At 60.1% G+C, this 25,550-nt stretch carries 21 protein-coding genes, 1 tRNA gene and 1 pseudogene; 15 read left to right on the top strand and 8 right to left on the bottom strand.

Annotation, left to right across the window (positions count from 1 at the left end; all coding sequences use genetic code 11):
- Positions 1 to 26: 26 nt before the first annotated feature.
- The gene (locus tag HALAL_RS0105100) at positions 27 to 746 is read right to left on the bottom strand and encodes an endonuclease V (RefSeq protein WP_025272967.1); all 720 of its coding nucleotides are present in this window, start codon (positions 744 to 746) and stop codon (positions 27 to 29) included.
- 191 nt (positions 747 to 937) lie between these two features.
- On the opposite strand from HALAL_RS0105100, the pseudogene HALAL_RS16565 reads away from it, so the two are divergent.
- Together HALAL_RS16565 and HALAL_RS18455 are read left to right on the top strand one after the other, a co-directional pair.
- Positions 938 to 2,128, top strand: a pseudogene (locus HALAL_RS16565) (ISAzo13 family transposase).
- 413 nt (positions 2,129 to 2,541) lie between these two features.
- Positions 2,542 to 3,351, top strand: a complete 810-nt coding sequence (locus HALAL_RS18455; RefSeq protein WP_156937608.1) for a hypothetical protein — start codon at positions 2,542 to 2,544, stop codon at positions 3,349 to 3,351.
- Here HALAL_RS18455 and HALAL_RS0105085 read toward each other — a convergent pair.
- On the bottom strand, positions 3,255 to 3,860 hold the full coding sequence (locus tag HALAL_RS0105085; RefSeq protein ID WP_025272965.1) for a TetR/AcrR family transcriptional regulator: 606 nt from the start codon (positions 3,858 to 3,860) through the stop codon (positions 3,255 to 3,257). The genes HALAL_RS18455 and HALAL_RS0105085 overlap by 97 nt on opposite strands.
- 259 nt (positions 3,861 to 4,119) lie before the next feature.
- Here HALAL_RS0105085 and HALAL_RS0105080 point away from each other — a divergent pair, with 259 nt between their 5' ends.
- The 6 genes from HALAL_RS0105080 to HALAL_RS0105055 all read left to right on the top strand — a co-directional run bounded on the left by HALAL_RS0105080 (position 4,120) and on the right by HALAL_RS0105055 (position 10,868).
- On the top strand, positions 4,120 to 5,301 hold the full coding sequence (locus HALAL_RS0105080; protein WP_025272964.1) for a prenyltransferase/squalene oxidase repeat-containing protein: 1,182 nt from the start codon (positions 4,120 to 4,122) through the stop codon (positions 5,299 to 5,301).
- A gap of 180 nt (positions 5,302 to 5,481) precedes the next feature.
- A complete protein-coding gene (locus tag HALAL_RS17380; RefSeq protein ID WP_025272963.1) occupies positions 5,482 to 6,102 on the top strand; it encodes a hypothetical protein in 621 nt (206 codons plus the stop codon).
- Positions 6,089 to 7,186, top strand: a complete 1,098-nt coding sequence (locus HALAL_RS16555) for an energy-coupling factor transporter transmembrane component T (protein WP_084471862.1) — start codon at positions 6,089 to 6,091, stop codon at positions 7,184 to 7,186. Before HALAL_RS17380 ends, HALAL_RS16555 begins: the two co-directional genes overlap by 14 nt.
- Positions 7,183 to 8,787 (top strand): ABC transporter ATP-binding protein, encoded by a 1,605-nt coding sequence (locus HALAL_RS0105065; protein WP_025272962.1) that lies wholly within the window; start codon positions 7,183 to 7,185, stop codon positions 8,785 to 8,787. Before HALAL_RS16555 ends, HALAL_RS0105065 begins: the two co-directional genes overlap by 4 nt.
- A complete protein-coding gene (locus HALAL_RS0105060; RefSeq protein WP_025272961.1) occupies positions 8,780 to 9,616 on the top strand; it encodes an ECF transporter S component in 837 nt (278 codons plus the stop codon). Before HALAL_RS0105065 ends, HALAL_RS0105060 begins: the two co-directional genes overlap by 8 nt.
- Positions 9,617 to 9,854: 238 nt before the next feature.
- Complete coding sequence (locus tag HALAL_RS0105055; protein ID WP_025272960.1) at positions 9,855 to 10,868, top strand: cation diffusion facilitator family transporter; 1,014 nt, start codon at positions 9,855 to 9,857, stop codon at positions 10,866 to 10,868.
- 111 nt (positions 10,869 to 10,979) lie between these two features.
- Here the strand turns inward: HALAL_RS0105055 and HALAL_RS17375 are convergent, their stop codons facing one another.
- Positions 10,980 to 12,257, bottom strand: a complete 1,278-nt coding sequence (locus HALAL_RS17375; protein WP_025272959.1) for a L,D-transpeptidase — start codon at positions 12,255 to 12,257, stop codon at positions 10,980 to 10,982.
- Between the two features lie 851 nt (positions 12,258 to 13,108).
- Between HALAL_RS17375 and HALAL_RS16545 the strand changes: the two genes are divergently transcribed.
- The 4 genes from HALAL_RS16545 to HALAL_RS0105030 all read left to right on the top strand — a co-directional run bounded on the left by HALAL_RS16545 (position 13,109) and on the right by HALAL_RS0105030 (position 17,334).
- Positions 13,109 to 14,299 carry an MFS transporter gene (locus HALAL_RS16545; protein WP_025272958.1) on the top strand — a complete coding sequence of 397 codons (1,191 nt, stop codon included), beginning with the start codon at positions 13,109 to 13,111 and terminating at the stop codon, positions 14,297 to 14,299.
- 184 nt (positions 14,300 to 14,483) lie between these two features.
- Complete coding sequence (locus HALAL_RS0105040; RefSeq protein WP_025272957.1) at positions 14,484 to 14,717, top strand: hypothetical protein; 234 nt, start codon at positions 14,484 to 14,486, stop codon at positions 14,715 to 14,717.
- Positions 14,718 to 15,571: 854 nt separating this feature from the next.
- Positions 15,572 to 16,810, top strand: coding sequence for an ATP-binding protein (locus tag HALAL_RS0105035; RefSeq protein ID WP_025272956.1), 1,239 nt, complete (start codon positions 15,572 to 15,574; stop codon positions 16,808 to 16,810).
- A 128-nt stretch (positions 16,811 to 16,938) separates the two neighbouring features.
- Positions 16,939 to 17,334, top strand: coding sequence for a hypothetical protein (locus tag HALAL_RS0105030; protein WP_025272955.1), 396 nt, complete (start codon positions 16,939 to 16,941; stop codon positions 17,332 to 17,334).
- Between the two features lie 790 nt (positions 17,335 to 18,124).
- Here the strand turns inward: HALAL_RS0105030 and cutA are convergent.
- Together cutA and HALAL_RS0105025 are read right to left on the bottom strand one after the other, a co-directional pair.
- Positions 18,125 to 18,445: a divalent-cation tolerance protein CutA gene (cutA, locus tag HALAL_RS19440; protein WP_051462756.1), complete on the bottom strand. Its 321-nt coding sequence runs from the start codon at positions 18,443 to 18,445 to the stop codon at positions 18,125 to 18,127.
- Complete coding sequence (locus tag HALAL_RS0105025; RefSeq protein WP_211240428.1) at positions 18,429 to 19,151, bottom strand: helix-turn-helix transcriptional regulator; 723 nt, start codon at positions 19,149 to 19,151, stop codon at positions 18,429 to 18,431. Before HALAL_RS0105025 ends, cutA begins: the two co-directional genes overlap by 17 nt.
- 109 nt (positions 19,152 to 19,260) lie before the next feature.
- On the opposite strand from HALAL_RS0105025, the gene HALAL_RS0105020 reads away from it, so the two are divergent.
- The 3 genes from HALAL_RS0105020 to HALAL_RS0105010 are packed head-to-tail and all read left to right on the top strand — an operon-like array spanning position 19,261 to position 22,459.
- Complete coding sequence (locus HALAL_RS0105020) at positions 19,261 to 19,905, top strand: hypothetical protein (protein WP_025272953.1); 645 nt, start codon at positions 19,261 to 19,263, stop codon at positions 19,903 to 19,905.
- On the top strand, positions 19,902 to 21,275 hold the full coding sequence (locus tag HALAL_RS0105015; RefSeq protein WP_211240427.1) for a replication initiator: 1,374 nt from the start codon (positions 19,902 to 19,904) through the stop codon (positions 21,273 to 21,275). Before HALAL_RS0105020 ends, HALAL_RS0105015 begins: the two co-directional genes overlap by 4 nt.
- Positions 21,272 to 22,459, top strand: a complete 1,188-nt coding sequence (locus tag HALAL_RS0105010; RefSeq protein ID WP_025272951.1) for a site-specific integrase — start codon at positions 21,272 to 21,274, stop codon at positions 22,457 to 22,459. The genes HALAL_RS0105015 and HALAL_RS0105010 overlap by 4 nt, the downstream gene beginning before the upstream one ends.
- Before the next feature lie 66 nt (positions 22,460 to 22,525).
- Here HALAL_RS0105010 and HALAL_RS0105005 read toward each other — a convergent pair.
- The 3 genes from HALAL_RS0105005 to HALAL_RS0104995 form a co-directional block, all read right to left on the bottom strand.
- Positions 22,526 to 22,601 (bottom strand) — tRNA-Ala (locus HALAL_RS0105005).
- 129 nt (positions 22,602 to 22,730) lie between these two features.
- Complete coding sequence (locus HALAL_RS0105000) at positions 22,731 to 24,170, bottom strand: amidase family protein (protein ID WP_169732405.1); 1,440 nt, start codon at positions 24,168 to 24,170, stop codon at positions 22,731 to 22,733.
- A 205-nt stretch (positions 24,171 to 24,375) separates the two neighbouring features.
- Positions 24,376 to 25,521: a cystathionine gamma-synthase gene (locus HALAL_RS0104995; protein WP_025272949.1), complete on the bottom strand. Its 1,146-nt coding sequence runs from the start codon at positions 25,519 to 25,521 to the stop codon at positions 24,376 to 24,378.
- Positions 25,522 to 25,550 lie beyond the last annotated feature (29 nt).

Genomic DNA, 25,550 nt, shown 5'->3' with positions numbered 1-25,550 from the left:
ACGATCGTCCGCTTCAAAATACGCCACTATTCCCTCAGCTTTTTTGATTCTGCCCTGGCCAATTGATCCGCGAATCGAATTGGATCCGGCTGGCGAAAACCTCGGGTGCATCCGAGAACAAGGTCGACGGCCGAGTCGAGGGTGATTCTGTGTCCGACCGACACGTAAATCGGCTTGACCTCGTCCCTCGTTCTGACGGAACGTCCGATGACCGGTTCGGCATTGTACTCGTCCCAGTCCGGCGAAGGTTCGAGATCGACGGTGTCACCTCGTTGAGGACCGGGGTCGGGAATTCGGCCTCGGTACGGCGGATTTTTCGCCACTCCGATGACGGGTACCGTCTTCGCCAGGCCAAGGTGGCTTGCCAAACCGAATCCGCGGGGATGCGCGCGTCCGAACCCGTCGCAGAACACGACGTCCGGCTTGGACTCGAGTGAATCGAATAGTTCGAGCAACAGTGGAAGCTCGCGCAACGCCAGAAGACCGGGAACATACGGGAACTGAGGCACGGAGGTAATGGTCCGCTTCTCAATAACGTTCAATGAGGGGTAGGAAAGAACGACTGCCGCTGCCACGGCAGGCCTGTCTTGTCCTTCGTACTGAACGTCGAGCCCGAGGACGGTCTCGACGTGATCGGCGACGTCGGCGATGACTACCTGCTGCGACATCTCAATCTGCCATTGCCGGTAGCGGTGTATGGAATCTGTATCTCGAGGGTTGACGGCCGGTAGCGTGAACTTCTCCATGAACCTAGTATGAATGGGTTCGAACCGACCAGAGAGCACGGCTTTTCCGCCGGCTTTTTGGGTCCACCATGATTCGCCTGATCCGGGGCATGAATCAACGAAGGACCCTTCGTTGACTACGTCTTAGCCTTAGGGTTTGTTGGTGAATTAGTGGTTCGTTTCTGGGTGGTTGTGATGGTCGTTAGTAAGGTATGGATGAAGACGCTATCTCGGTCATGTTGGAGCCGCTTAAACCGCATTTGAACGAGAAACAGTGGCGAATGACGTTGGGTTCGCTGGCCCAGTCGTTGGGGCGCGGAGGTATTTCAGTGGTCGCTCGGGCGGTTGGTGCGCATCGTCGCACGGTTCGTCACGGGATCGCCGATCTCAATGTCGAGTGTGACCGTGGGGACCGTATCCGTGCTCCCGGTGCGGGACGCCCCTCGATTGAAGATGAGCAACCGGGAATCACATCCGCGTTGGAACAGTTGGCTGATGAGCAATCGCGTGGGGATCCGGTCAACCCACTGCGCTGGACGACAAAGAGCCTCGCTGGTCTGGTCACCGCACTGCGGCAGAAAGGGTTTCGTTCCAGCAAGACGACCGTTCGTAAGTTGCTGGCCGAGTGCGGATTCCGCCTACAACGAGTGGTCAAAACGAGAGAAGGTGATCAACACCCCGACCGTGACGCTCAATTTCGCTATATCAACCATCTAGCCCGTCAGTACTTGAGTGACGACGATCCGGTCGTGAGCGTCGATGCGAAAAAGAAGGAACTGGTCGGCAACTACGCTCAGAAAGGCGTCGAATGGCAACGACAGGGCCACCCGGTCGATGTTAATGTCCACGATTTCCCTGCAGGGGTAGACAAAGCCATCCCCTACGGGGTCTACGACGTTGGTGACAACGAAGGATGGGTGACGGTCGGGATGACTGCAGAGACGTCCCAATTCGCCGTCAACGCACTGCGCCACTGGTGGCTCCACCATGGACGAGATCGATATGGACCCGTCGACCGGCTGCTGATCACCGCCGATGCTGGTGGCTCAAACGGATACAACCGTCGACTCTGGAAAGCCGAACTGGCCGCCTTCGCCGCACAGACTGATATCACCGTGACCGTCTGCCACTACCCACCCGGCACCAGCAAATGAAATCGTATCGAACATCGACTATTTGCTTTCATTAGTAGACAGTTCAGAGGCCGCCCATTGACCTCCTACCAAGTCATCCTCGACCTGATCGCCGGCACCACCACCGAAACAGGACTCCAAGTCGAGTCCTACCTCGATGACACTGATTACCAGACCGGTATCAAAGTCAGCGACAAGGACCTCGAAAACACCCCTATGGAACGGCACCAATTCCATCCAGACTGGAACTACACTATCTACCCACGATGAACGCCACCAACCACACTCAACCCCACATGGACCACTAATTTACCAACGCACCCTTAGTCGGCTTGGTGCAGAGTATTCCCAGGTCAATCCCGGATCAGAGGAACGATGTCCCGCTAAAGACGGTGTGCAGGCCGGTCGTGAACCGCGGAACCCGTTATCTCGCAAGGACCTCACGTTGACGTTTGAATCGCCCGATTTTCGCGCGTCATATCGTCTACGTCCCGACTTCCGGGACGATTTACCGGCGCAAACCAGCAGCTATTGCCAATGCACTTCGGGAGAGGCGGGTGGTGGAGACCGGCCACGTATTCGGTGGCTCCTCCGGTGGATCTTTCGACAGGACCCCAACGTGTGCCGCCGAAACCCTGGTAAATACCTGCGCGCAGCGCCATAATGTTATATCGTCTCGCACTATGCGGGACTGGTGGAATACAGCGAGGGAAGCCGTACAGAAGGCGATACGGCCCTCCGGGCGAGAGGCGGCGCGGACGTACTGGGTGCGGCGCGGATTGGTTGTGGCCGCAGTAGTCGTGTTGGTCACCTCCATGGCCGCGGCTGTGAAATCGATTGGAGACGACGATCCCACCGCTGTGGAAAACGCCGATCACAAGCGTCCGATAAGTCCTACTCCTTCCGATAGCCCCGCGACCCCGCCGGAGAAGGCCGATTCGCCCGATGTGGAGATGGAGGAGCCCGAACCGGAGCCCGAGACGGACACTCCACCCGCCGAGTGCAGCGAAGACGGGCTGCGAATGCAGGTCGTCGCGGCTTTGGACGAAGCGTACGTGGGAACCAAGGTTCCGGTCAGTGTCCTGGCGGTCAATGAGGAAGACGTCGCGTGCGTGCTGGAAATGCGGCGTATCGAATTGCGGGCGTCGAAGGGCGACGACGTGGTGTACTCCTCGACGCATTGTTCCGAGCCGAATGAGGGCCGGGTCGAATTGGAGCCGGGCGACGGCGAGACCGTGCAGTTCACTTTTCCGGCCCGAGCCAGCGATGCGGATTGTGAGGGCAAACAACGCCGTTTGCCCGCTGGAGAATACGATTTGAACGCGTCGGTGGGGGAGTCTGACGCCACGACCTTGCTGCGTTTGAAATTAGGGGAAACCGAAACGAAGCCGCCCGGTCAGGATTCGAGCAGCTCGACCAGGCCTCGGGAGGCACTGCCGGGCTTGCTGTCCAGGTTGAGCTGTTGGGCGGCGTCAATGCTGCGGTTGACGTAGACGCCCTGGATGAGCGATACGACCATGGCCGCTATGGAGTCGGGGTCGGCGTGTTCGGCGAGCTGGCCACTCACCTGAGCGCGTTTGCACAGTTCGCTGACGTCAGTGTGGAGTTGTTGCCAGAACTCGATGATGCGTTGCGCCGTCGCGGGGTCGTCGCCCAATTCGAGCGCGGCGCGAGTGTAGAAGTCGCCGTCGGTGAGGTGCGGAGCGGTGTCGATGAGAGCGGTCAGAATGCTGGACAGTCGCCGAGTGGGGCTCGGCTCCAGTGTCAGCACGGATTCCCACTCGGAACGCATTTCGGTGCGCAGGAACTCCATGGACATGATGTAGATCTGGTGCTTGGAACCGTAGCCGGAATAGAGGGTGGCGCGGTTCAACCCGGTGGCGGCCACCAGGTCGGTCATAGTGGTGGCGGTGAAGCCCTTTTCCAAAAACGTCTTGCTCGCAGCGGTCAAAATGCGCCACTCGTCAGGGTTGCGCGGTTTGATTACGTTTGTGTGCTTCATGTTTGAACGGTATCGACCGACGGCACTAGGGGTCAAGGTGCGTTGACGTGACCGACCGGAGATCCGTCGTCACCGTCCCTGCCGGTGGTCTTCTTGTGCACAGCTCGGCTCACCACTCGCGTGAACTGCCGAAACATGTCGAATCGCGATGGTGCGGGCGCCTTGGTACGTGGTGGAGGAAACGGATTGATGGTGCGTCCTCGCAGGCGGTCTCAGGTAGGCTCATTATGGATCTGGAAAGAAAGGTGCCTACGACATCATGCTAAAGAACCGACGTAACGGCAAACGTGCCCTTGCGGTGGCGGCCATGCTTGCCCCCGTCGCCGCGCTCCTGCCGACCACGGCGGCCGTCGCGGAAGACGAAGTGTTCGCCGATCCGGACCAGGCGGCCGCTTCCTGGCTGGGAAACCAGTCCGACGGTGACTACTGGAATTACGGCGGCCAAGCCTCGGAATCGGCTTCGCTGGATGGCGTGATCGGCCTGCTGGCCGCGAACGTCGGTGCTGAGCAGGCCGAAAACACCCTTAATTGGCTGAGCGATCCGGACGTTCTCGACGGCTTCATCTACACCGGAGCCGAATCCGGCGAAGACGAAGAACTCAAGACCGGTCAGATCGGTAAGCTCATCTACGTCATCGAGACCTCGGGCGGCGACGCCACCCAGTTCGCCGAACGCGACCTCACCGAGGAACTGGAAGAAAGCCTCACCGACGACGGGCTGTACGGAGAAAGCGGAGATGTGCTGGCCACCGGCTGGGCGGTGCTCGGTTTGGATCGCGCCGGTGCCGAGCTGGACGATTCCACCGCTGCGGCGATCGCCGATCTGCAATGTCCCGACGGTGGATTCAGCTGGGAGTCCGGTGAGGAATGCGCCTCGTCGGCCGACTACACGGGCGTGATGGTGTCGGCGCTGTCGGTACTGGGAGGCGACGACGCCGAGAACGCTTTGACCGACGCCGAGCAGTGGCTGCTCGACAACCAAGACGAAGACGGTGCGTTCACCGACGGATCCACCGCGAACGCCAACTCCACCGCGATGGCCGCTCAGGCGCTGCTGGCGACCGGCAATGCCGAAGAGGCCGAGCGAGCGGTCTCTTACCTGCTGACCTTGCAGATCCCCTGTGGAGACGACGCGCAGGGCGCTATTAAGTTCCAAGCTGAGGAAGACCCCGACTGGGGTGAAGACGCTCGGATCATGGCGACCGGTCAGGCGTTGGTTCCGCTGGCCGGGCAGAACTTGGCCGAGTTGGACGCCTCCGACGCCGCGTCTGACGTGCCAGGAATCGACTGCGAGCCGGAAGAGGCCGTCAGCGACTCCGACTCTTCGTCCGACTCCGACAATGGTTGGCTGCCCTGGATCATCGTGGCCGTGGCCGTGGTCATCGCCGCGATGGCCGCGTTCTTGGTCATCCGTGCCAAGCGTGCCAAAGGCAGCGAATAGGTCGCTGACCACTACGAATGCAATATAAACGGCCGGGGCACGATGTGCTCCGGCCGTTTCCCGGAACCGATCCGTCTCGCTCGATCCGTCCCGGGTGTCCCGGTCAACCGCCGCCACCGGCTCCCGGTGGAGCCCGAACCCGCACCGCAAAACACGTCACCGACAGGTTAGGGGAACAGAATGCTCAAGAAAGCACTCGCCACACTCATCGGTCCGGTGTTCGTGGTTCCGGTGCTCATCGGCACGACGGCAGCATTGACGAGCCCGGCACAGCCTGCCGTCGCTCAAGAAGACGAAACCTGCGACGGCGTCACCGTCGTCGTCGAATTTCCCGACGGCGACAGCGAGCGCGGTTGCGCCGCCGATCCCTCCGACGGTCTCGACGCGTTGCGTCAGGCCGGTTTCACCGTTACCGAGGTGTCGAGTCAGCCGGGAATGGTGTGCCGCATTAATGCACTACCCGATACGTCGTGTTCGCAAGCACCGCCTCCGGAAGATTACTGGTCGTATTGGACGGCCGACCCCGGGGATTCGGCCTGGGATTATTCGCCCGCCGGACCGACGGTCGTGGAGCCCGAGGCGGGTAGCGCACAGGGGTGGGCCTTTGGCGCGGGCGATGAGCCGAGCGATGCTCCGTCCACTGCGAGCGCGGACGAATCGGCGTCTGACGATACCGCGTCGAACAGTGGTGCCGACGATGAGGACGAGAACGGGAAATACTGGTGGTTGGTTGCTCCAATGCTGGTCATCGCGTTGATTCTGCTCACCTTGGCGGTGAAGAAACGTCGTGACGACGAGTAAGGCGTTGGTCGGCTCGATTGCCGCCGCGGCGCACCCGTTGGCGTGGTGGGGTTGGGCGCTCAGTTTGGCGACCGTGGCCGCTCTGAACCACAATCCCTGGCTGAATCTGCTGATCATTGCCGTGACCGCGCTGGTGGTGACGACGTGCCGTGGTAATGAACCGTGGTCGGGTACCTGGCGAATTTTTCTCTACATCGGATTGACGGTCATCGCCATCCGTTTCACTTTTTATCTCGTCTTCGGCGGTGTCGGTGGAACGACCGTCTTGTTCGAACTGCCGGAGTGGAGCCTGGGGTCGACCGGGTTCTCCATTGGCGGCCCCATCACGGCTGAGGGGGCCTTGGCCGCTTTCTATGACGGACTCCGCCTGGCGACCCTGTTGATCTGTGTGGGAGCGGCCAACTCTCTCGCCAGCCCTCGTCGCCTGCTGAAAAACATGCCCACCGCGCTGTACGAGATCGCTTTGGCGATCGTCGTCGGGCTTACCCTCGTACCCCAGCTTGCCGCGTCGGTGTCGCGTATCCGGCGGGCCAAATCCCTACGCGGCAACTCCAAACGCGGGCCGGTCACCTTCATGCGCACCGTCCTCACCCCGGTGCTGACCGACGCGCTCGACCGGTCGCTACAGCTGGCCGCATCCATGGCGTCCCGAGGCTACGGTCGCGCCACGGCCAGCGACGCCGCCAATCATCGCCGCGTCGCCGTCCTCAGCCTCGTCGCCCTCGTCGCACTGCTGATTGGAACCTACGGGCTGCTGACGTCCACCAACAACCCCATCACGTGGGTGTTCCTCGCACTCGGGCTCGCCGGGGCCATCGCGGCCCTCCGCTACGCCTCCCGCCGCCTGCGCCACACCCGCTACCGCGACGACAAACCCCAAACGAGCGACCGTCTCATTCTCGGCATCGCCGCGGTGACGGTCATCCTGGCAGTGGTCAACAACGCGGTCGATCCCGCACAATTGTGGCCGACCCCGGGACTCACACCGCCACCTTTGCCGCTTCTCGGGTTCATCGGCGTACTGTCGGCCATCGCGCCGGCCGTCATCGTCCCCAAGCACGCGACCGTGAAGGGCCAACCGTGATCGAATACCAAGACGTCACCTTCCAATACGGCACCGAACCCGTATTCGAACACGCCACCTTCACCGTCCCCGAAGGGGAATTCTGCCTACTCACCGGAGCCACCGGATCAGGCAAGACCACATTGCTGCGTACCATGAACGGCCTCGTTCCCCAGTTCAGCGGCGGCACCCTCGCCGGTTCGATCACCGTTAAAGGCCTCGACGTCCGCCACACCACCCCCGCGCAGGCCGCCGACCACATCGGCTACGTCAACCAAGACCCGCTCGCCGGATTCGTTACCGACGACGTCGTCGACGAACTCGTCTACACCGCCGAACAGCTCGCCATTCCCGCCCACGCCATCCGTAAACGCCTCACCGAAATCATCGACCTCACCGGGCTAGCGCCGCTGCGCGGCCGCGTACTGTCCACCCTGTCGGCCGGACAGCGCCAACGCGTCGCCATCGGCGCGGCACTCGTCGCCGGACCCAGTGTCCTCATCCTCGACGAACCCACCAGCGCCCTCGACCCCGCCGGAGCCGACGAAGTACTGTCCATCCTCCACCGACTCGTCCACGACCTCGGCATCACCACCGTCATCTCCGAACACCGCCTCGAACGAGTCATCCAATACGCCGACTCCGGGCTACGCCTCCACAACGGACGAATCCAAGCCGGAAGCCTCTCCGACACCCTCACCGGCACCGACATCGCCCCACCCGTCGTCAAACTCGCCGAAACAGCGGGCCTGCGCAAACCCGACGACACCGTCCCCGTGACCGTGCGCGACACCCGCCGCCTCAGCGGTCCCCTCACCCGAGCGCTCGCCGGTCGCCTCCCGCACGAACCCACCACCCCCGACGGAACCGTCCTGGCCTCCATCGACCGCCTCAGCGTCACCTACGGCACGCTCCCGGCCGTGACCGACGTCGGCCTCACCGTGCAACGCGGCCAAAGCATCGCCCTCACCGGGCGCAACGGCTCCGGCAAAAGCAGCCTACTGTGGGCGATACAGGGAACCCGCAAACGCGCCGCCGGCACCGTCACGATCAACGGCACCGACCCCACCCGACTCAAACCAAACAAACGCCGTGACCTCGTCGGACTCATCCCCTCCGAACCTACCGACCTCCTCTACCACGACACCGTCGCCGCCGAATGCCGATCCGCCGACCATGACACCCAGGCGGTCAAGGGCAGCTGCGCCAAAATCTTCCGCACCGTCCTGCGCGGCGACACCCCGCCCGACCACACCAACCCCCGCGACCTCTCCGAAGGGCAAAAGCTCGCTCTCGCGCTCGCCGTCACCCTCACTGCCGCCCCGCCCCTCCTTCTGCTCGACGAACCCACCCGCGGACTCGACTACCCCGCCAAACAAATCCTCGCCGACTTCCTCCACGAACACACCGCAGCGGGCGGAGCCGTGCTGCTGGCCAGCCACGACGTCGAATTCATCGCCGAATACGCCACCGACGTGGTCCTCCTGTCCGACGGAGAGGTCGTCGCCACCGGAGAAGCCCGCGACATGATCTCGGCCTCACCCATGTTCGCCCCACAAGTCGCCAAAGTCCTCCCCGGCTGGATGACCGTCGACGAAGTCAAGGCGACACTCGATGAGTGACACCCCGGCCCTACGATCACAACACACCCCCGCAGCCGCGACCGTCAGCCGCGTCCCCGCCCTCACACTCGCGCTCGCGGCGGTGTTCGGACTGGCCGCCACCACGTGGCCACTGTTCGCCCAACCCGGCTCATCGGTCACCGAAAACAACGCCGCACCCTGGATATTCGCCCTCATGCTGCCGTTCGTGCTGGCCGTCGCCCTCACCCAAATCACCAGCGGCGGACTGGACCCCCGCGCCATCGCCATGCTGGGAGTCCTCTCGGCGGCCGTCGCCGCCATCCGGCCGTTCGGAGCCGGAGCCGGGGGAGTGGAAACGGTCTTCTTCCTCATCATCCTGGCCGGACGCGTCTTCGGACCCGCTTTCGGATTCCTCCTCGGCACTACCGGACTACTCACCTCCGCGTTTTTGACCGGCGGAATCGGCCCCTGGCTGCCGTACCAAATGTTCGCCGCCGCCTTCATCGGACTCGGCGCCGGACTACTGCCCGGAGCACGCCGCGACAGCAGCCAACCCGGGCCCACAACCCGCGGCGGACGGATCGGAGAGATCGCCCTCCTCGCCGTCTACGCCGCGGTCACCTCCCTGGTCTTCGGGCTACTGCTCAACCTGTCGTTCTGGCCGTTCACCGTCACCACGGGTGCGCTCGCCTACGACCCCGCCGCCGGAATGGGCGACAACCTGCGCAATCTCGTCGTGTTCTCTCTGGCGACGTCCTTGGGATGGGACATCGGCCGGGCCATCACGACCGCTCTTCTCATCGTGGCGACCGGTACGGTATTGCTGCGAGTGTTCCGACGAGCCGCGCGAAAGGCCCGTTGGGTCTAAACGACCGTCCCCGCGCACGTTCGACCCCGCTTCACCTGCGACCTCATTTCAGTGTTGTGACCGATGGGCTAAGGCCACAATTGTGCAACTACAAGATAGTTGGAAGTAAATACTTGCTGGTTAATCGGATTAACCAAGGCTTACAATGGGGAGTGTGAAACCTACTCATTGACGCTTGCGTTCCCGAAGATCGAGTGCGACGGCACCCCACACTCCAACCACCGAAGGAATGTCGCTCATGACAGACCACTCCCACGACCATCACCACGACCACGGTAAAACCACCGGTCTCTGGCACCGCGTCACACACGTGCTCATACCCCACGGACACGACTCCGCCGACAAGACCGACTCCGCCCTCGAAGGCAGCCGCGAAGGACTACGAGCGCTGTGGATATCGCTGGGCCTGCTGGGAATCACCGCGCTCGCGCAAGCGGCGGTGTTTGTGGTGACCGGGTCGATCGCCCTGCTGAGCGACACTCTCCACAATGTCGCCGACGCGCTGACGGCCGTACCGCTGGGAATCGCTTTCCTGCTGGGCAGGAAAGCGGCCAATCGCCGCTTCAACTACGGATACGGGCGTGCCGAGGACTTGGCGGGAATCGTCATCGTCTGTTTCATCGCCGCCTCGGCGTTTGCGGCCGGGTACGCGGCCATCAACCGGCTGCGGCACCCTGATGACGTATCGCTGCTGTGGGCGGTCGCCGCCGCCGGGGTGATCGGGTTTATCGGCAATGAAGCGGTCGCGCGCTACCGGATGCGAGTGGGCCGCCGGATCGGCTCGGCCGCGCTGGTGGCCGACGGTCTGCACGCGCGGGCCGACGGCTACACCTCGCTGGCCGTGGTCGTCGGGGCGATCGGTCTGGCTGTCGGCTGGGACTGGGTCGATCCGGTGATCGGACTGGCGATCGCGTTGGCGATTCTCTTCATTCTGAAGGACGCGGCGGTGGAGATCTACCGACGGATGATGGATGCGGTGGATCCTGCCTTGATATCGCAGGCAGAGACGGCGCTGGCGGAACTGAACGGGGTCCGCGCGGTGGGCTCGGTTCGAATGCGATGGGTGGGACATCGCCTGTATGCGGAAGTTGAGGTCATTGTCAGTCCGGAATTGCAGGTGACCGAGGCCCACGATATCGCGGTGGAAGCCGAACACGAGCTGCTGCACTCGATCGGGCATTTGGAACGCGCGACGGTGCACACCGATCCGGACGTGGAAGGAGCGCATCGCCGCCTGGAACATCATCGGTGAGCGGCGGAGAATGAGGTGTCCGGCTTTGAGCGGTGCCGAATCGAATGAACATCCGACTCACGGCACCACTCGGGAACGGTTATGACAGTGAGGAAGTGTGAGGCCGCACCGTTAAACGAGCGCCGAGCCTTCCTTCCACTCGTCGAAGGTCAGCTGCCAGTACGACCAGCCGTCCCACCATTCCAGATGTGAGTCGGTGTTGGTGACCTGAATCGGGTCTCCCCGCAGTGACGTTTCATGGAACCACTTGGCACGCTTCGGCATCAGGTTCAGGCATCCGTGCGAGACGTTATTTTTCCCCTGGTCGGCTTCGGACCACGGGGCCGAGTGAACGTAGATTCCGGAGTTACTCATGCGCGTCGACCAGTCCACGTCCAGATCGTAGTACTCCGGGTCGTCCTCGGGAACGTTCGGTCGCATTCGGACGGTCCCCTCGTGGTTCATCACGAGGTAGGTTCCCGAAGGAGTCTCCCACCCGGGCTTGCCACCACTGGTCGGGTAGGTGCGGTCCTTAGCCCCGTCGACGAAGATCTCCATCTCGCAGGTGGGCATGTCGATCTTGGTGATGCGTTCCCGGCCGATCTTCATCTCGGTCGAGAACGATTCGGTGCCCCACTCGTCGTTGCCCAGGTAGGCGTTTTTGAAGTTGGCGGTGAAGGTGACCGTCTGATTGGGGTCCCAGTATTCCTCGGTGCGGTAGATGATCGTGGTATTGTCCTTCCACCGCCAGGCTCCATTGTGTCCTTTTTCGGACTCTACGTGGAGAAGCTTCTCGACCTCGACCTTGTCGGGGGCGGGCTTGGTGAACTGCACGATGATCGGCGCGCCGACACCGACGGCATCGTCGTCGACCGGAGCGGCCCAGGAGACGGCGAAGTTTCCGGCCTCGACCTCACCGGTGGTGAAGCTTTCGGTGAAGTCCTCTTCCAGGTCGTCGTCGCTGACAGCGGTGGCCGCAACGGTGTATTCCTGTTCGGCCAGCATGGTGCCCTGTGACGTCCACTGCGTGGCTTCGTCGTTCAACTCACCGGCAAGTTCCCGGTCCTCGGAGTCGGTGACCGTCACCGATTTCAGGTGACCGTCGGCTACATCGACGGTAAAGCTGTTACCAGGGTGGATTCCGTCCTCGGCGCTGATGCCCACCTTGGCGCGAACGGGTGGGGGAGTGTACTTGGAGACGGGCGAGGAAGCTTGATTGGCGGCGACGACGCCGATTCCAGCGCCGACGGCTCCGGCGGCTCCGATGATTCCGGCGCCGATGAGGGCGTTACGTCGATTGATCGGGGTGGGGGACGGGGATTGGGTGTTCAGCAGGTGGGTATCGTCGGGCGTCCCTGTGCGACTGTGGTCTGGTTGGGGATTTCCATTCCCATCGTTAGGCATCGCCATGGGTTCCTCCAGGGGCCGTTTTCGTGCTACGTCTCAGTCGGCGGCCATCGATATACCTAATGGGTCGTATCGTGACATCTCTGACAACATTCCGTATGCAATTATATGGACACCTTCCCATTGGCTTGAAGTTGCCCTAGCGCTAACGTCATGCCGCTGATTCGCATTCCAGCATAACGTATGCGACCCTCACAAAGGTGAAAGATGCGTACCAGGTATCCCAAGTCGTGAGGTATAATACAACACTTGATCGAATCCGCATATCAAAAAGGTACTGATCCCGTGGATCGGACGCTGTCAACTAAGTGTCACCGCGGCGATGAATGGGCGGCGAGGGGCCGTTAGCGTGGCCCAGTGTGTGCCGCAAACTGCTTCTATTGCGATTCGACCGGTGCGGCAGGTAACAATCCATGGACTGAGCCATCGTATGGGGCGAATCGATGATGGTTGCTCAGCGGCGTTGCGTCGAGAAAGATCTATAACGCAGGTGCTCCCACTTGGGAGATTCCAGTTTGGACCAGATGAGGCCGCTCGCTGGTTCACTTTGAGATCAACCGACTATATCTGTCACACGGATGCTGTATTGACCACTCTGAAGGAACCAGTATTGGTCGACAGGACCATTGCCTAGCGACTGCTAAGTAAGTAGATTACAGCGCTGGTAGGCAAATACAGAGTGATGACAGAAGACCCCCACCACATGCTATTGCAAGCTCCGCGATGTTCCCGAACGTTCTCGACCCCCCCCTAAAGAATCAAGCGAGAGGTCTTGAATGCGATAAGAGAGCCTTTGCCAGGGGCGAGATTGTCGGAGTCGACTCTATGGAGTCGCCTCGGCAGGCACCGATTCAATGGACCCGAAAGGATTCCCAGTGGCAAGCTCTGAAACTCTGACCGAGGTCCATCGCAGCACCCGAGGGCACACCGACTTCTCGATACTGTGGACTGGTCGTGGCATCAACCAGTTTGGTTCAGCTATAGGCAGCGTGGCATTTCCTCTGGTTGCAGTGGGTATCTTGGATGCCGGCGCGATGCAGGTCTCTGTTCTTGCCGCCCTCACAACGGTCACGATTCTTGTGCTGTCGTTCCCGGTGGGGGTTTATACGGAATACCGGTATAAGCGCCCGATTATGGTTGCTGCGGATCTACTTCGGTTTAGTGCTCTAGCGAGTGTTGCGGTGGCAGGATACCTGGAACTGCTCAGCTTCCCGTACCTATGTGGCGTTGCCGTCGTTAATGGTGCCTGCCAGATTGTCTATATGTCAGCTGCCCAGCCTCATGTCAAAGGGCTGGTGGGCCAGGAACGACTGGCGGACGCGAACGGCAAACTCGAGTCAACAAACTGGTTGAGTATATCCGTTGGGCCCAGCCTGGGAGGCGTCATAATCGGATGGCTTGGGGCGCTGACAGGATATTTGATACAAGCCGTCTCGTTTTTGGCAAGTGCCGTCGCGGTATTGCTGTTGCGGTCGAAAGAGGAGCCTCCGCCCGAGCGAATCGAGGGAGAACGTAAACGTGACCAGCTACTCGGGGGATTTCGATTCGTGCGGAGGCACCCGAGTTTGCGCCGAGTGCTTATCAGCTGGATATTGTTCGCCGGTGGGAGTGCGTTGGCGACACCTATCGCAATCGTATTCTACCTCAATGATTTGGAGATGTCCGCATTTCAACTTGGAATCATATTGGGGGTACCGTCCGTCGGCGGATTTGTGGGAGCGCGATTTGCTCGGAGGACGGCGAGTAAATTCGGGTCGATTCGCGGTCTATGGTTGGCAAGCCTCGCCCGCTGTCCCTGGTATTTCCTGGTTCCGCTTGCGGTCCCGGGCTACAGCGGAGTTGCAGTAGCGTGTCTTGGGTTTGGGGGACTACTGCTGTTTGCGGGATTGGCCAATTCGATCATGACGACGTATCGACAGACCGTAACGCCTGACCACCTCCTCACCCGAGTATCTGCCCTCTGGTCGTTCGCGACGACATCGCTCCAACCGGCGTTCATCGTAGTGGGAGGCATCGTGGCGTCGTTCGCGAGTATTCGCGAGTAATCGTGTGGCCCTCATACTTGCCGCGTGCGTCATGGCACTGGCGACGTTCTTTCTACCCCGACGCGACGTCGTCAAGGGTGAGGCGTCGTTATGTCACCACTTGAGGCTGTACGTTTGCTTTCGTAGGGGAAACTCCCATGCCCTGGAAATTGACTATGCGCGCAGATTGCCAAATAATTAGCACATGTCAAGCGTGAAGTTGCAGATCTATGGTATGGACTCTGCTGATGTCGAAGAACTTCGGGGGTGTGCCGCCAGCGAGGGAGTATCGCTCTCGGCCTACCTCCGAAAACTACTGCATGAAATAGTTACCGATCCTACGAATGCTGAGGTAATCCGGCGAATCGAGGCTGAGGAACCGATACAGGTAACAACGGATGAGATCTGCTCATGCATCGAGGTGGGGCGCTCGCGGTGATGCCTATACAATCTTCGGGTTTTCTATGCCTGCGATACTGATGTCTGTCTTGAAGGAGGTACGGTGCGCGGATCTTCGTCAGTAGATGATGGGCGAAATTGGCAGTGATAGGCGTTCCAGAATGGTAATTCCCAGGTAGAGGTGCATAGGATGCTTGTTTCGCGAACCACGCAAATCGTCTGCTTTCCTCACGTAGGAGGAGATTCCGCGCGGACAGGCTCTGAACTCTAGGATATAAGCGGATCGGCAAGATCAGAAGGTTTGACCACCGTCTGGCATATCTGTGTTCATGACTGGCGCTGAGGTATTCGGCAGTGTGACTAACTGAGGATCTATGAGACCTATTGGGTAGCAATAAGGGCCTCAGCAGTGATTCCCAAACCCTCCTCTACGGGTGGTGCTAAGGAGGTTCGAACTCGTAGCAGAGATCCGTATAGCGTGATTCACTGCGGACCATACTATTGAGCTCATTGCCAGTGATCCCAGTGTTCACCGAAAAGCCGTTGCCTAGTCTCCGTGACGGCCACGAGGTCAAACCTCCTCAATGCCTGTTACGCGATGCATAGATGTGCACACCCGTTTAGAGTGATGGTGGTGGTTCGGAGATTGGGGTGCGGTGATGATCCAGGTGTGAAAACCACTTCTATGAAGCGGTCAGCTTCCCGAACCTGGATCTCATCACCTCTTATTCTCATTCATTACGGCCGTTCGGCACTTTTACTCGGAGAAACCAGGGCATGCGGGATTTGTTCAGTATCAGGTGCGGAATTTGTTCAGTGAGTCGTGTGTAATTTGCTCAGTAGATGGCGCGGGAAATGCTCAACAGCAGGTGCGGAAAATGTATAATCGCAGTTATGACCGACTACTTGCAGCGTCTCATCGATCCCGTAATGACTGAACTGGTTGCCGACTTGCCCGCCATCATGGTTGTAGGCCCACGTGCGTGCGGAAAGACCACGACTGCACGGCAGTTCTCTCGAACGATATTTGAACTATCGGTTCCGGCTACTGCGGAAGCGTTCAACACCGATCCGGATGCCATTTTGCGGGGATCGGCGGAACCGATTCTTATCGACGAGTGGCAAGAGGTCCCCACTGTGCTTGGAGCGGTTAAACGCTCAGTAGATGCAGATGCGGGCGAAGGCCGTTTCCTACTTACCGGATCAGTCAATGCTCGGCTGACGTCACAGACTTGGGCCGGAACGGGACGTGTCGTTCCTGTACACGCCACACCGATGTCGGAGCGGGAACTAGAAGGAAAACAGCACCACTCATCATTCATTGATGTAATAGCGCGTGAAGGGGCCGGAGCTCTGCAGGCTCCTTCCACGTCGCTGGACCTGCGAGACTATCTTGAGCGCGCAATAAGGGGTGGATTTCCTGAACCGGCACTTCGTTATCGACGTAGAGCGAGGGAACGATGGTATGGAGGATACTGGGACCAGATCTACTCCCGTGACGCCGTTTCGGGTAATAGCGACCGCGATCCAGACCGTGTGCGCCGATTCGTGCATGCTTTCGCGCTCAACAGTGGTTCGACCGTGGAACTCCTTAAACTGGCGCAAGCCGCCGAGTTGTCTAGAAACACTGCCCAAGACTATGAACAGCTTCTGAAGAATCTCTTTCTCGTGGAGACGATTCCCGCCTGGACACAACGTCGACTCAAGAGGTTGGCCAAGGCTCCCAAACGTCTCATCACCGACTCCGGGCTACTTGCTGCAGCGCTGAACCTGGATATGGATACGATCGTCCGCGATGGGAAACTGGTGGGGCAGGTTCTCGAGACGTTCGTAATAGCCCAATGGCGCGCTGAGCTCGAGGCCTCGGAATTGTCTCCCCGCCTCTACCACCTCCGGCAGCAGCAAGGCCGTCATGAGGTTGATCTTATAGTTGAGCTTCCCGGAGATCGAATCATCGCTGTAGAGATCAAGGCCGACTCCGCACCAAACCGTAAAGCTGCTTATCACCTTGAATGGCTTGCTTCGGAAATCGGGGACCGCTTTGAAGCCGGGGTCGTACTTCATACGGGTCCACATGCATTCCCTCTAGGCGACAAGATTCATGCGGTCCCGATCAGTGCCCTGTGGCAGTGATATTGATGTGAAACTGACCCATAACCGAATAAGTCTCAGTTTCGTTAGTTGATCAGGTCTACATACCAGTCTGAGGCTAGCCCCTTATTTCATGGCATCACAGACGCTGACTGTCGAAGGAGGGAACCATGACCGACTGCCTGGCCGCATCTTCCATTGCTGACGCCAAGTCTTCGGCTTTGTCCAACTATATGATCCCTGTGTCCGATACCGTTTTCGCGATGAGCGAGGACATGGTTGTGGCCGCTCTGTACATGGCGATTTCAAGGCTTCCGCGTGACCAGTGGCCCACTATGAAAGTTCGGGATCGAGCCACATGGACCCGTACGCTGAACCTCGTCATCCATTCGATTAGCTCGTATGGATTTAAACGGGTCGACGAGTACTGTAGTTGGCTGGTAGACGGCTCGTACCAGGAATCCATCAATGGCGTCTTTGACGCAACGTGCTTTGATCATTCGCAGCGGGGGTACGATGTGTTGTTCGGCAGCAGGTACTTTGATCTGGACCGCGTCCAGTGTTGATGTGCTCGGCTGTGTGATTGTTGAGGAACGTTGAGATCGATTGAGTAACAAAACGGGCCTCGGGAGTGACTCCCGAGGCCCGTTTCTGCTGGTGGAGCTAAGGAGATTCGAACTCCTGACCTCTTCCATGCCATTTATATTTGGCGGAAGCCTTGAGCTGCAACGATTCGCGATTCTCCTGGATATGTTGGATTCGGTTTTGACCCCTGTTTACCGGTGTTGCCCCTTGTTGCCCTTTGAATTGAGTAACAAATTGAGTAACAACTGACGACTCATGCGGGTCTCGTTCTGAGTGGTCCTTCCTCTGGAGAGCTGCATTCTTGCTATCGCGGGTTCCAGGGGTATGTCAGGCTCGGAGGCGGCTTTTTCGCATGGGTTGAGGTGACGGATGCTGGGTGTGGAGCGCGAAAAAGTTGCTGGAGGGTTTGACATAGCGTAGCGGCCCCTGGGTTCCGTGATAGGCCTTCGGCCAGCTCTCCGGAGGTTGGACCACGAGCCTGACTACCTTCCTCGGATCTCCTGGTCCAGGACTGGAGGTCCTGGCGGGTTTCAGGGCAGCGCCCTGAGTCCCCGCCTGGAACGGGAAGCGCTCCTACGGCTCTGGTGCCTTGTGGGTCGGCGGGCTGGAGTCGGGACCGGCCTCCAGGCCGCACGCCCGGCTCCCAAGCCCTGCCGACAGGCCGCCGCAGGCGGCCCTTGATTAGGTATAGAAAGTTTGGACACGAACGCTATGACTATCCGGTTCCCATGGAAAAGGCCTCCATAGGTCTGGAGGCCTTCCTTATGGGTACTAGAATTCTTTTGTGGACTCAGCTATCCACTGTCGATACTTATTATCTGTCGTGTGAAGCTCGTAGTGAGTGACGCTTGGAAGCTCGTACGGGTGGACCTGTCGGGTTCTCTGTGCGATCAAATCCACTAGTGCGGTACGTGTATGTAGAGTTAGACGAACCTCGTTGTTACGCTGAATGGTTCCCTCCCACCAGTAGAGCGAATCAACTTCGGTAGGGAGATGACATGAGGCAGCCAATCGCTCTTCTACAAGAATCGTGCCAAGCTCAGCTAGAGCAACCTTTGGGCCGATGATCAGTACTTCACTGATTTGGATCATCTTCGGCGTTCTCTACCTTGAGTTTCTGGATCAGATTTCGGGCTTCTTCCTCTGACTTGCCGATGGCTCCCCAACCGGTACGAATTTTGCCGTCATAGCTCATCCCAACCCAACGACCGAGTAGGTAAGCACCGTGTGGATGGACAGTGAAATAGAAGGTTCCCTTCGACCGGACTGCACCATCATTAGCGGTGTACCAACCCAGTAGGACTTCATTTCCCCAAAGTGCGAACTCGCCATTCCAGTGGTATCCACCGTCTTCAACGGCAATACCTCTAGTGGTGGTTCGGATTTTAAGGTCGTCACCGGTTTGAGTAACTCGAACCTCTTGGGCAGTAATGACCTCTTCAAAGTCCTTAGAGGTCTGCCAGCTGGCCCACCAATCGCCTGACAGGTCGATCCTGTGGGGTTCATCCAGTCCAGCGAGCTCGTCTGTTGTAATGCCAAGAATTTGAGCGATTTTTACAGCGGCGGGAAGTGATGGGTGTGAGTCCCCGGCTTCATACCTACGGATCTGTCGTCCGTCAATACCAGCGAGCCTTGCCAGTTCAGACTGCGACAGGCCGAGTTCACTCCGGCGCTGCCGGATCACGTCGGCCATTTCCACTTCAACTTCCTCCATTTCGCCAGGACGTTGGTGCTTTCCTGCGGAGCTACCCGAATTTTCTTGAAAAAGGCTATATATGCCCTTGACGCGGACTATCATGCCCTCTAGTATAGGTCATATAAGTCCTTCCGCAAGGACGAAAATGTCCCGACGAGTTGCAGCTCGCCAGGACCCAAATTCTGCTTATCACGTGTGATTGGAGATCACAATGATTACCAAGCCTAGCAATGATGCTTTGGAAGCTCAAATCGATATTTTCAGCTCTGGCTATCAGGATGCTGTCTGTGACCTGCTGAAAGGTTTGACGTTCCTGGAACTGATCACGGCGATCTACCACTCCGACCGCGAGACTCTCCCTGCTGGTGACACGGTCTCCACCGACGTGGTGGCTGATATCGCCTGGAACGGCGTGCAGCGTGTCGGTCGGGACTGGCTGCGTGCCCGTGCGGCCAACGCTCTGCACTTCTCGGTCCACCCCACCACTGGCGTGGACTTCTGGCCCGATGACGACCGCTACGAGGACGCGACTCGTCTGGCGTTGGCGTCTCCGTTCGGTCACGCCCGTCCGGATGCGAACGAACCGGTCTTCCACGAACCCCCGGCCCCCGTCGCGGAGCCGCAGTCGACCGATACGACTCCTCCCGGCAAGTGGGGCGAACCCGGCTATAAAGAATGGTTGGACACTCAACTGGAGCGTCTACAGGCCGGAGAGGTCACCTCGATCTCGCTGGGTTCCACTGGTCGTGTGCCGTGGAAGGCGGGCGAGGAAGGCTACGTCTGCGCCTGCCAAGGCACACCGGCGTCGTCTGATTTCCTGCCCGGCCTGACCGGTGGGACGGTGACTCAAGAGTGAACTCGGGCAGCGTTACTGTCGCCGACACTAACGATGACGTCGATCCGCTACGCGCACTGATCACCCGCCCGGGCTTCAAGGCCTGGAAAGAGAAGGTGAAATCCTCGCACGGGTGTGCTCATCCAGTGAAACTGCGTGGCGGCTCGACCGTCACCGACAACGCCACCGGCACCGTTGTGAAAGACACGTCCGGTTCGGTGTGGGTGCCGTGCGGAACCCGCCGCGAGTCGATGTGTGAGACCTGCTCGGCCTGGTACGCACAAGACGCCTACCATTTGATCCGTTCCGGTCTGGCCGGTGACGCCTCCAAAGGGGTGGATTCGGGGGTGGCGGAGTGCCCACGGTGGTTCGTCACGCTCACGGCGCCGTCATTCGGCCCCGTCCATTCACGGTCGGTCAACGCTCGCGGTAAGCTCTACCGCCCCTGTTCTTGTGGCTCTTGGCATTCCCAAGCCGATCCGCGTTTGGGTCACGCCGTCGACGCCGGCGACTATGATTACGAAGCCGCTGTGTTGTGGCACGCTCATGCGGGCGAGTTGTGGCATCAGTTCACCCGGCGCTTGAAACGAACCCTAGCGGGTCTGGCCGGGTTGCGGGTTAAAGATCTACCCGAGAAGGTACGGCTGTCGTATGCGAAGGTGGCGGAGTTCCAGCGTCGGGGACTGGTGCATTTCCACGCCGCCATCCGACTCGACGGCCCCGACGGGCCGGGCTCGACTCCACCGACATGGGCCACCAAAGACACCTTGGAGACGGCAATCCGTCGGGCCGTCACCGATACACGTGTGGAGGCGGCCCGTCCGAACGGTGAGACGCTGGTGTTGGAATGGGGCACCCAGGTGGATCTGCGCGACATCACCACCGAAGCGAAGGCGAAGGAAGGCCTGTCGGATCAGGCTTTGGCGGGCTATATCGCCAAGTACGCCACCAAATCCACCGGGGTCACCGATGGGGCCGACCGGCGCATTAAATCCCACCTTGATTTGGAGATGGTAGCGGTCGCCGATCACTACCGGCGCATGATCGAGATGGCCTGGCGGCTTGGGGGACTGGTGCAGTATGAGCGTCTCAACCTCCGCCGGTGGGCACACATGCTGGGTTTCCGTGGACATTTCCTCACCAAATCCCGCGCCTGGAGCCTCACGTTCGGGCAACTGCGCGACATCCGCGCCCGCTGGCGGTTGGACGAACTACTGGCCGAACTCGATGTCGATGAGCACGACGTCACGATCGTCAACGATTGGCACCCTGTGGGTTTCGGTCACGACAATGACGCCGAACGCGAGTACGCCGCCGCTATCGCTGAACAACAACTCCACAAACGACTCTCCAAACACGACAAACAAACCACAGGTGATCACCACTCATGAGTAATGAAGGCCGAAAGAAGAACCGGTACGGTGAAGGAACGATCTTTTGGGATACACGTCGGAGCAAGTTTGTGGGTCGCTTGTCTTTTGGTTTTCGTCCTGATGGTCGACGTGATGTTCGTGTGGCTGAGGGGGCCTCTCGTGCGGAGGTTCGTCGGGAGTTCAGAAAGATCAAGGACGAGTACAACGCCGCTATTGAGCCGGGGAAGCAGTACTCCATTCGGCAGGCGACGCTGGATTGGCTACGGTATGGCCTTAAGCGGCAGGGGAAAACGACTCGTGATAAGTACGAAAGCCTGGCGAAAGCTAACATAATTCCACTGCTCGGAGCTGCTAAGGTCAAGGAACTTAGGGCTGAGCAGGTTGATGAATGGCTCGAAGTCCTGGCTCAGGATCACGCTACCTCGACTCTTAGGCTTTTGCTGAGTATGCTGCGGCGCATCCTTCGTTTCGCTGAAGCACGTGGGAAGGCCAGTCGTAATGTTGCAATGCTGGTAGATTCTCCTGACGGTAAAGCCGGTCGTCCCAGCAAATCAATGACTCGAGAAGAAGCTAAGAAGTGCCTTGAGGCAAGTCGCGGTTCATGGATTCATGCCTACATTGCTCTCTCCGTCTTCACGGGTGTTCGAACAGAGGAAGCTCGACCGCTCCAGTGGAAGCATGTTCATCTGAATCCCGTTGCGGAACAAGAATGTTCATGCGGAACGGCCCATCGTGAGACATCAGCACCGCATGTAGAGGTTTGGCGTTCAGTGAGGAACAAGGCTGAAACCAAGACTCCGAAGAGCCGCCGGACGATCGCACTACCTCAACAGGTCGTCGTGATTCTTACTGCTCACAAGGTGCGCGCAGAACTTGAGAGGGAAAGCTCAGGTGTTGTGCTGTCTGGTGACGATTACGTGTTCTCGACGAGAGTTGGAAGCATTCGTGATGCTGCGAATGTACGGCGGGACCTCCGCAAAGTGATTAAGGAAGCGGGGATTCGGGGCCACTGGACTCCACGTGAATTCCGGCATACCTTTGTCTCTCTGCTTTCGGATGAGGGGGCGCGGGAGGAACTCATCGCTGACCTTGTTGGACACAAGCGAACCAGTACGACAAGAACGATCTACCGGCATCAAATCCGGCCCGTGATCACGTCCGGAGCTGAGGTGCTCGATAAGGTTATTGACCAGGATTTCTAGACTGAATTGAGTAACAAATTGAGTAACAAACGGGCCTCGGGAGTCACTCCCGAGGCCCGTTTCTGCTGGTGGAGCTAAGGAGATTCGAACTCCTGACCTCTTCCATGCCATGGAAGCGCGCTACCAACTGCGCCATAGCCCCGTGCGAGCTGACCTGAATCGGTCTTGCGCCCTGCAACGCTGACTATATTACACATCCGTCTTCGGCATTGCCAAGCGGGGGTGCGAGGTCGCGATCACATTCCAGAGTTTCGCCACCGCAGAGCGAAACTCAGTCCCAGGACACGGTTTTGGCGTGCCGCCGAGGGGCGAAGGCCGCCTGCAGTATCCGCGCGATCTGCAGGAGGCGCTCGGTCGATCCCGCCGGTCCGATGATCTGCACTCCCGCCGGGAGCCCGTCGTGGCGCATCGATATCGGAACCGTTACAGCGGGCAGTCCGGTCACGCTGGCCGGGGCGCTGTAGGCGGCTGCCGAGGCCAGCCCGTTGATGTTCGCCCGCAGGGTGGCCTCCGACCACGAACGGGCGAAGGGTGGAGGTCCGGGCAAGGCCGGGGTCAACAGCGCCTCGAAGTTGTTGACGGCGAACCAGTCCTCCATGTGGCGACGGGCGCGCTCGCCTTGCCCGAGGAGGCCGGTGAGCGTCCCCCGGCGTCGTAGTCCGGCTCCGACGGTCGCCAGGTGGCGCGTGCGGCGCTGCAGCGCCCGAAACTGTCGCGAGCGCTCGTAGGCGGCGGTCGCCCAGACAGCCGAGGAGACGGTGGGGAGGCGTTTGCCCCAGTCGGGTTTGGCGTGCTGTACGTCGTGCCCACCACCGGTGAGTTCACGTACGACGTTCAGCAGTAGTTCGGTGTTGTCGTCGTCGGCTTTGCCGGGCATGGGGGTGTAGGTGGTGGCGGCCATGCGCAGTGGGGTGGGTTCGCGGTTGAGTTGGTGTTCGCTGTTGGTGAGGGTGCTGACGGCCAGGGCCAGGTCTCCGGCGGTGGTGGCGATGACGCCTGGTTTGTGGCTGAGGCGGTCGTTGGCGTCCTTGGTGCGGTCGTATTGTCCGGTGGGGGCGATTTCCGGGCTGTAGGCGAAGAGTCCGCAGGCGGCTGCGGCGGTGCGGACGCCTCCGGCGGTGGCGGGCCCGTCGAGGCCGATGCCGATGGGGGCGGTTCCGAGGCTGACGGCGGCGGCGAGGCCGCCGGAGGGGCCGGCCGGGGAGTAGTACGGGTGGTGGGGGTTGTTGACGATTTGTCCGGGTTGGTCGGTGGCGGGCCAGAGTCCCAGTTCGGAGGAGTGTCCGGTGGCGTAGATGAGGGCCCCTGCTCCCTTGAAGCGGTTGACGGCTTCGTGGTCGCGCTCGGCGGAGGGGACGGTGGTGGCGTTGGAGCCGAGTTGGCTTTCCTGTCCGGCGATGGGGAGCTGTTGGCAGCTGATGACGGGCACTCCGGCGGCGGGGAGCGCGGAGCGGTCGGGTTCGGGGACCGGGGTCGGGGGCGCGGGGAAGAGCTCGGCGGAGCCGTCGCTGGTTCCGGTGTCGGCGCTGGATTCCAGGGCGTCGATGAGTTGGGCTTCGGTGACGGCATCGTCGTAGCGCAGGTGGTGGATGGCGTTGCCGGGTTGGCGTTTGAAGTGTTCGAGGTGGTCGTGCAGGATGGTGACGGCTGTGGCGTCGTTGCGTCTGACCGCTGTGGCAATGTCTTGTGCTGTGGCACCCGCCCAAGTCACGTGCGTCTCCTCGGTTTGTGTCGGTCGGTGACGGTTGGCCGGTGCCAGTCGGGTGTGTGCCGACTGGCCGTTGCCGTGTCGCATCGCTGTGGGACGCTGGGCTACTTTGCCGGTCTCACCTGTGTGAGGGGTTAGTCTACAGTGGATTATAGTTCCACTCGGATCCGTCTGGTGCCGAGTGTTTTATGAACTATATTCGCACCGTTTATTTTAGAGCCTGGTCGAGATCGCCGATCAGATCCTCAACGTCCTCGATGCCGACGGAAAGTCGCACGAGGTCATTGGGTACTTCCAGCTCGGATCCCTCTGCCGAGGCATGTGTCATCCGTCCGGGATGTTCAATCAGCGATTCCACTCCGCCCAGCGATTCGGCCAGAGTGAACACCTTGGCGCGATCACACAGATCGACGGCGGCCTCTTCTCCGTCGGCGTGACGGAAGCTGACCATGCCCCCGAAGCGGCGCATCTGTCGTTTCGCGACGTCGTGGGAGGGATGATCGGTCAACCCCGGGTAGTACACCTGCGATACTTTGGAGTGTTCATTGAGGAAGGACGCGATGCGCTCGGCGTTGTCGCAGTGGCGGTCCATGCGAGCCGCGAGCGTCTTGAGGCCCCGGTGAGTCAACCAGGAGTCGAACGGCCCGGGGACTCCACCCATCGAGTTCTGGTGAAAAGCGAGGGTATCGGCGAGTTCGTCGTCGTCGACGATGACTCCGCCTCCCACTACATCGGAATGTCCGCCGAGGTATTTGGTCGTGGAGTGCACCACGATGTCCGCGCCGTGGCGAAGCGGCTGCTGCAAATACGGCGTGGCGAAGGTATTGTCCACCACCACATACAGGTCGTGCTGCGCCAACTGCTCGATGATCGTGTCCAGGTCGGCGACGGTCAGCAGTGGATTGGTCGGAGTCTCGACCCACACCAGGCGGGTCCGGTCGGTGCAGGCGGCCAGTATCGCGGCGGTGTCGGAGATGGGTACGGGAGTGTAGTCGACGCCCCAGCGCTTGGCCACCTTGTCGAACAGTCGAAAGGTACCGCCGTAGGCGTCGTCGGGGATGACGATGTGGTCGCCCGGCTTCAACAACGCCCGAATGATGGCGTCCTCGGCGGCGAGACCGGAGGCGAAGGCGAGTCCGTGCCGACCACCTTCCACGGCGGCGAGGCACTGTTCCAGGGCCGTGCGGGTGGGGTTTCCCGAACGGGAGTAGTCGTAGCCCTGACGTAGTCCTCCCACGCCGTCCTGTTTGAACGTGGAGGTCGCGTAAATCGGTGGAATGACCGCGCCGGTCACTGGATCGGGCTCGGATCCGGCGTGAATGGCGCGTGTCGAAAACCCTGAGTCTGCATGCATGGCTTAAACCTAGCTGAAGTTCGACGTGA

The organism is Haloglycomyces albus DSM 45210, from assembly GCF_000527155.1.
In the GTDB taxonomy this organism is placed as follows: domain Bacteria; phylum Actinomycetota; class Actinomycetes; order Mycobacteriales; family Micromonosporaceae; genus Haloglycomyces; species Haloglycomyces albus.
The sequence above is the reverse complement of the archived record's forward strand: the minus strand, read 5'-3'. Positions and strand labels throughout refer to the sequence as shown.

Excerpts from the sequence above, each read along its gene's own strand:
- HALAL_RS0105080 (WP_025272964.1), top strand. The coding sequence starts at position 4,120 with ATGCTAAAGAACCGACGTAACGGCAAACGTGCCCTTGCGGTGGCGGCC.
- HALAL_RS0105055 (WP_025272960.1), top strand. The coding sequence starts at position 9,855 with ATGACAGACCACTCCCACGACCATCACCACGACCACGGTAAAACCACC.
- HALAL_RS0105010 (WP_025272951.1), top strand. The coding sequence starts at position 21,272 with ATGAGTAATGAAGGCCGAAAGAAGAACCGGTACGGTGAAGGAACGATC.
- HALAL_RS0105020 (WP_025272953.1), top strand. The coding sequence starts at position 19,261 with ATGATTACCAAGCCTAGCAATGATGCTTTGGAAGCTCAAATCGATATT.
- HALAL_RS0105085 (WP_025272965.1), bottom strand. The coding sequence starts at position 3,860 with ATGAAGCACACAAACGTAATCAAACCGCGCAACCCTGACGAGTGGCGC.
- HALAL_RS0105060 (WP_025272961.1), top strand. The coding sequence starts at position 8,780 with ATGAGTGACACCCCGGCCCTACGATCACAACACACCCCCGCAGCCGCG.
- HALAL_RS0105035 (WP_025272956.1), top strand. The coding sequence starts at position 15,572 with ATGACCGACTACTTGCAGCGTCTCATCGATCCCGTAATGACTGAACTG.
- HALAL_RS17380 (WP_025272963.1), top strand. The coding sequence starts at position 5,482 with ATGCTCAAGAAAGCACTCGCCACACTCATCGGTCCGGTGTTCGTGGTT.
- HALAL_RS0105040 (WP_025272957.1), top strand. The coding sequence starts at position 14,484 with ATGTCAAGCGTGAAGTTGCAGATCTATGGTATGGACTCTGCTGATGTC.
- HALAL_RS16545 (WP_025272958.1), top strand. The coding sequence starts at position 13,109 with ATGGACCCGAAAGGATTCCCAGTGGCAAGCTCTGAAACTCTGACCGAG.
- HALAL_RS0105025 (WP_211240428.1), bottom strand. The coding sequence starts at position 19,151 with ATGATAGTCCGCGTCAAGGGCATATATAGCCTTTTTCAAGAAAATTCG.
- HALAL_RS0104995 (WP_025272949.1), bottom strand. The coding sequence starts at position 25,521 with ATGCATGCAGACTCAGGGTTTTCGACACGCGCCATTCACGCCGGATCC.
- HALAL_RS0105030 (WP_025272955.1), top strand. The coding sequence starts at position 16,939 with ATGACCGACTGCCTGGCCGCATCTTCCATTGCTGACGCCAAGTCTTCG.
- cutA (WP_051462756.1), bottom strand. The coding sequence starts at position 18,445 with ATGATCCAAATCAGTGAAGTACTGATCATCGGCCCAAAGGTTGCTCTA.
- HALAL_RS17375 (WP_025272959.1), bottom strand. The coding sequence starts at position 12,257 with ATGGCGATGCCTAACGATGGGAATGGAAATCCCCAACCAGACCACAGT.
- HALAL_RS18455 (WP_156937608.1), top strand. The coding sequence starts at position 2,542 with ATGCGGGACTGGTGGAATACAGCGAGGGAAGCCGTACAGAAGGCGATA.
- HALAL_RS0105100 (WP_025272967.1), bottom strand. The coding sequence starts at position 746 with ATGGAGAAGTTCACGCTACCGGCCGTCAACCCTCGAGATACAGATTCC.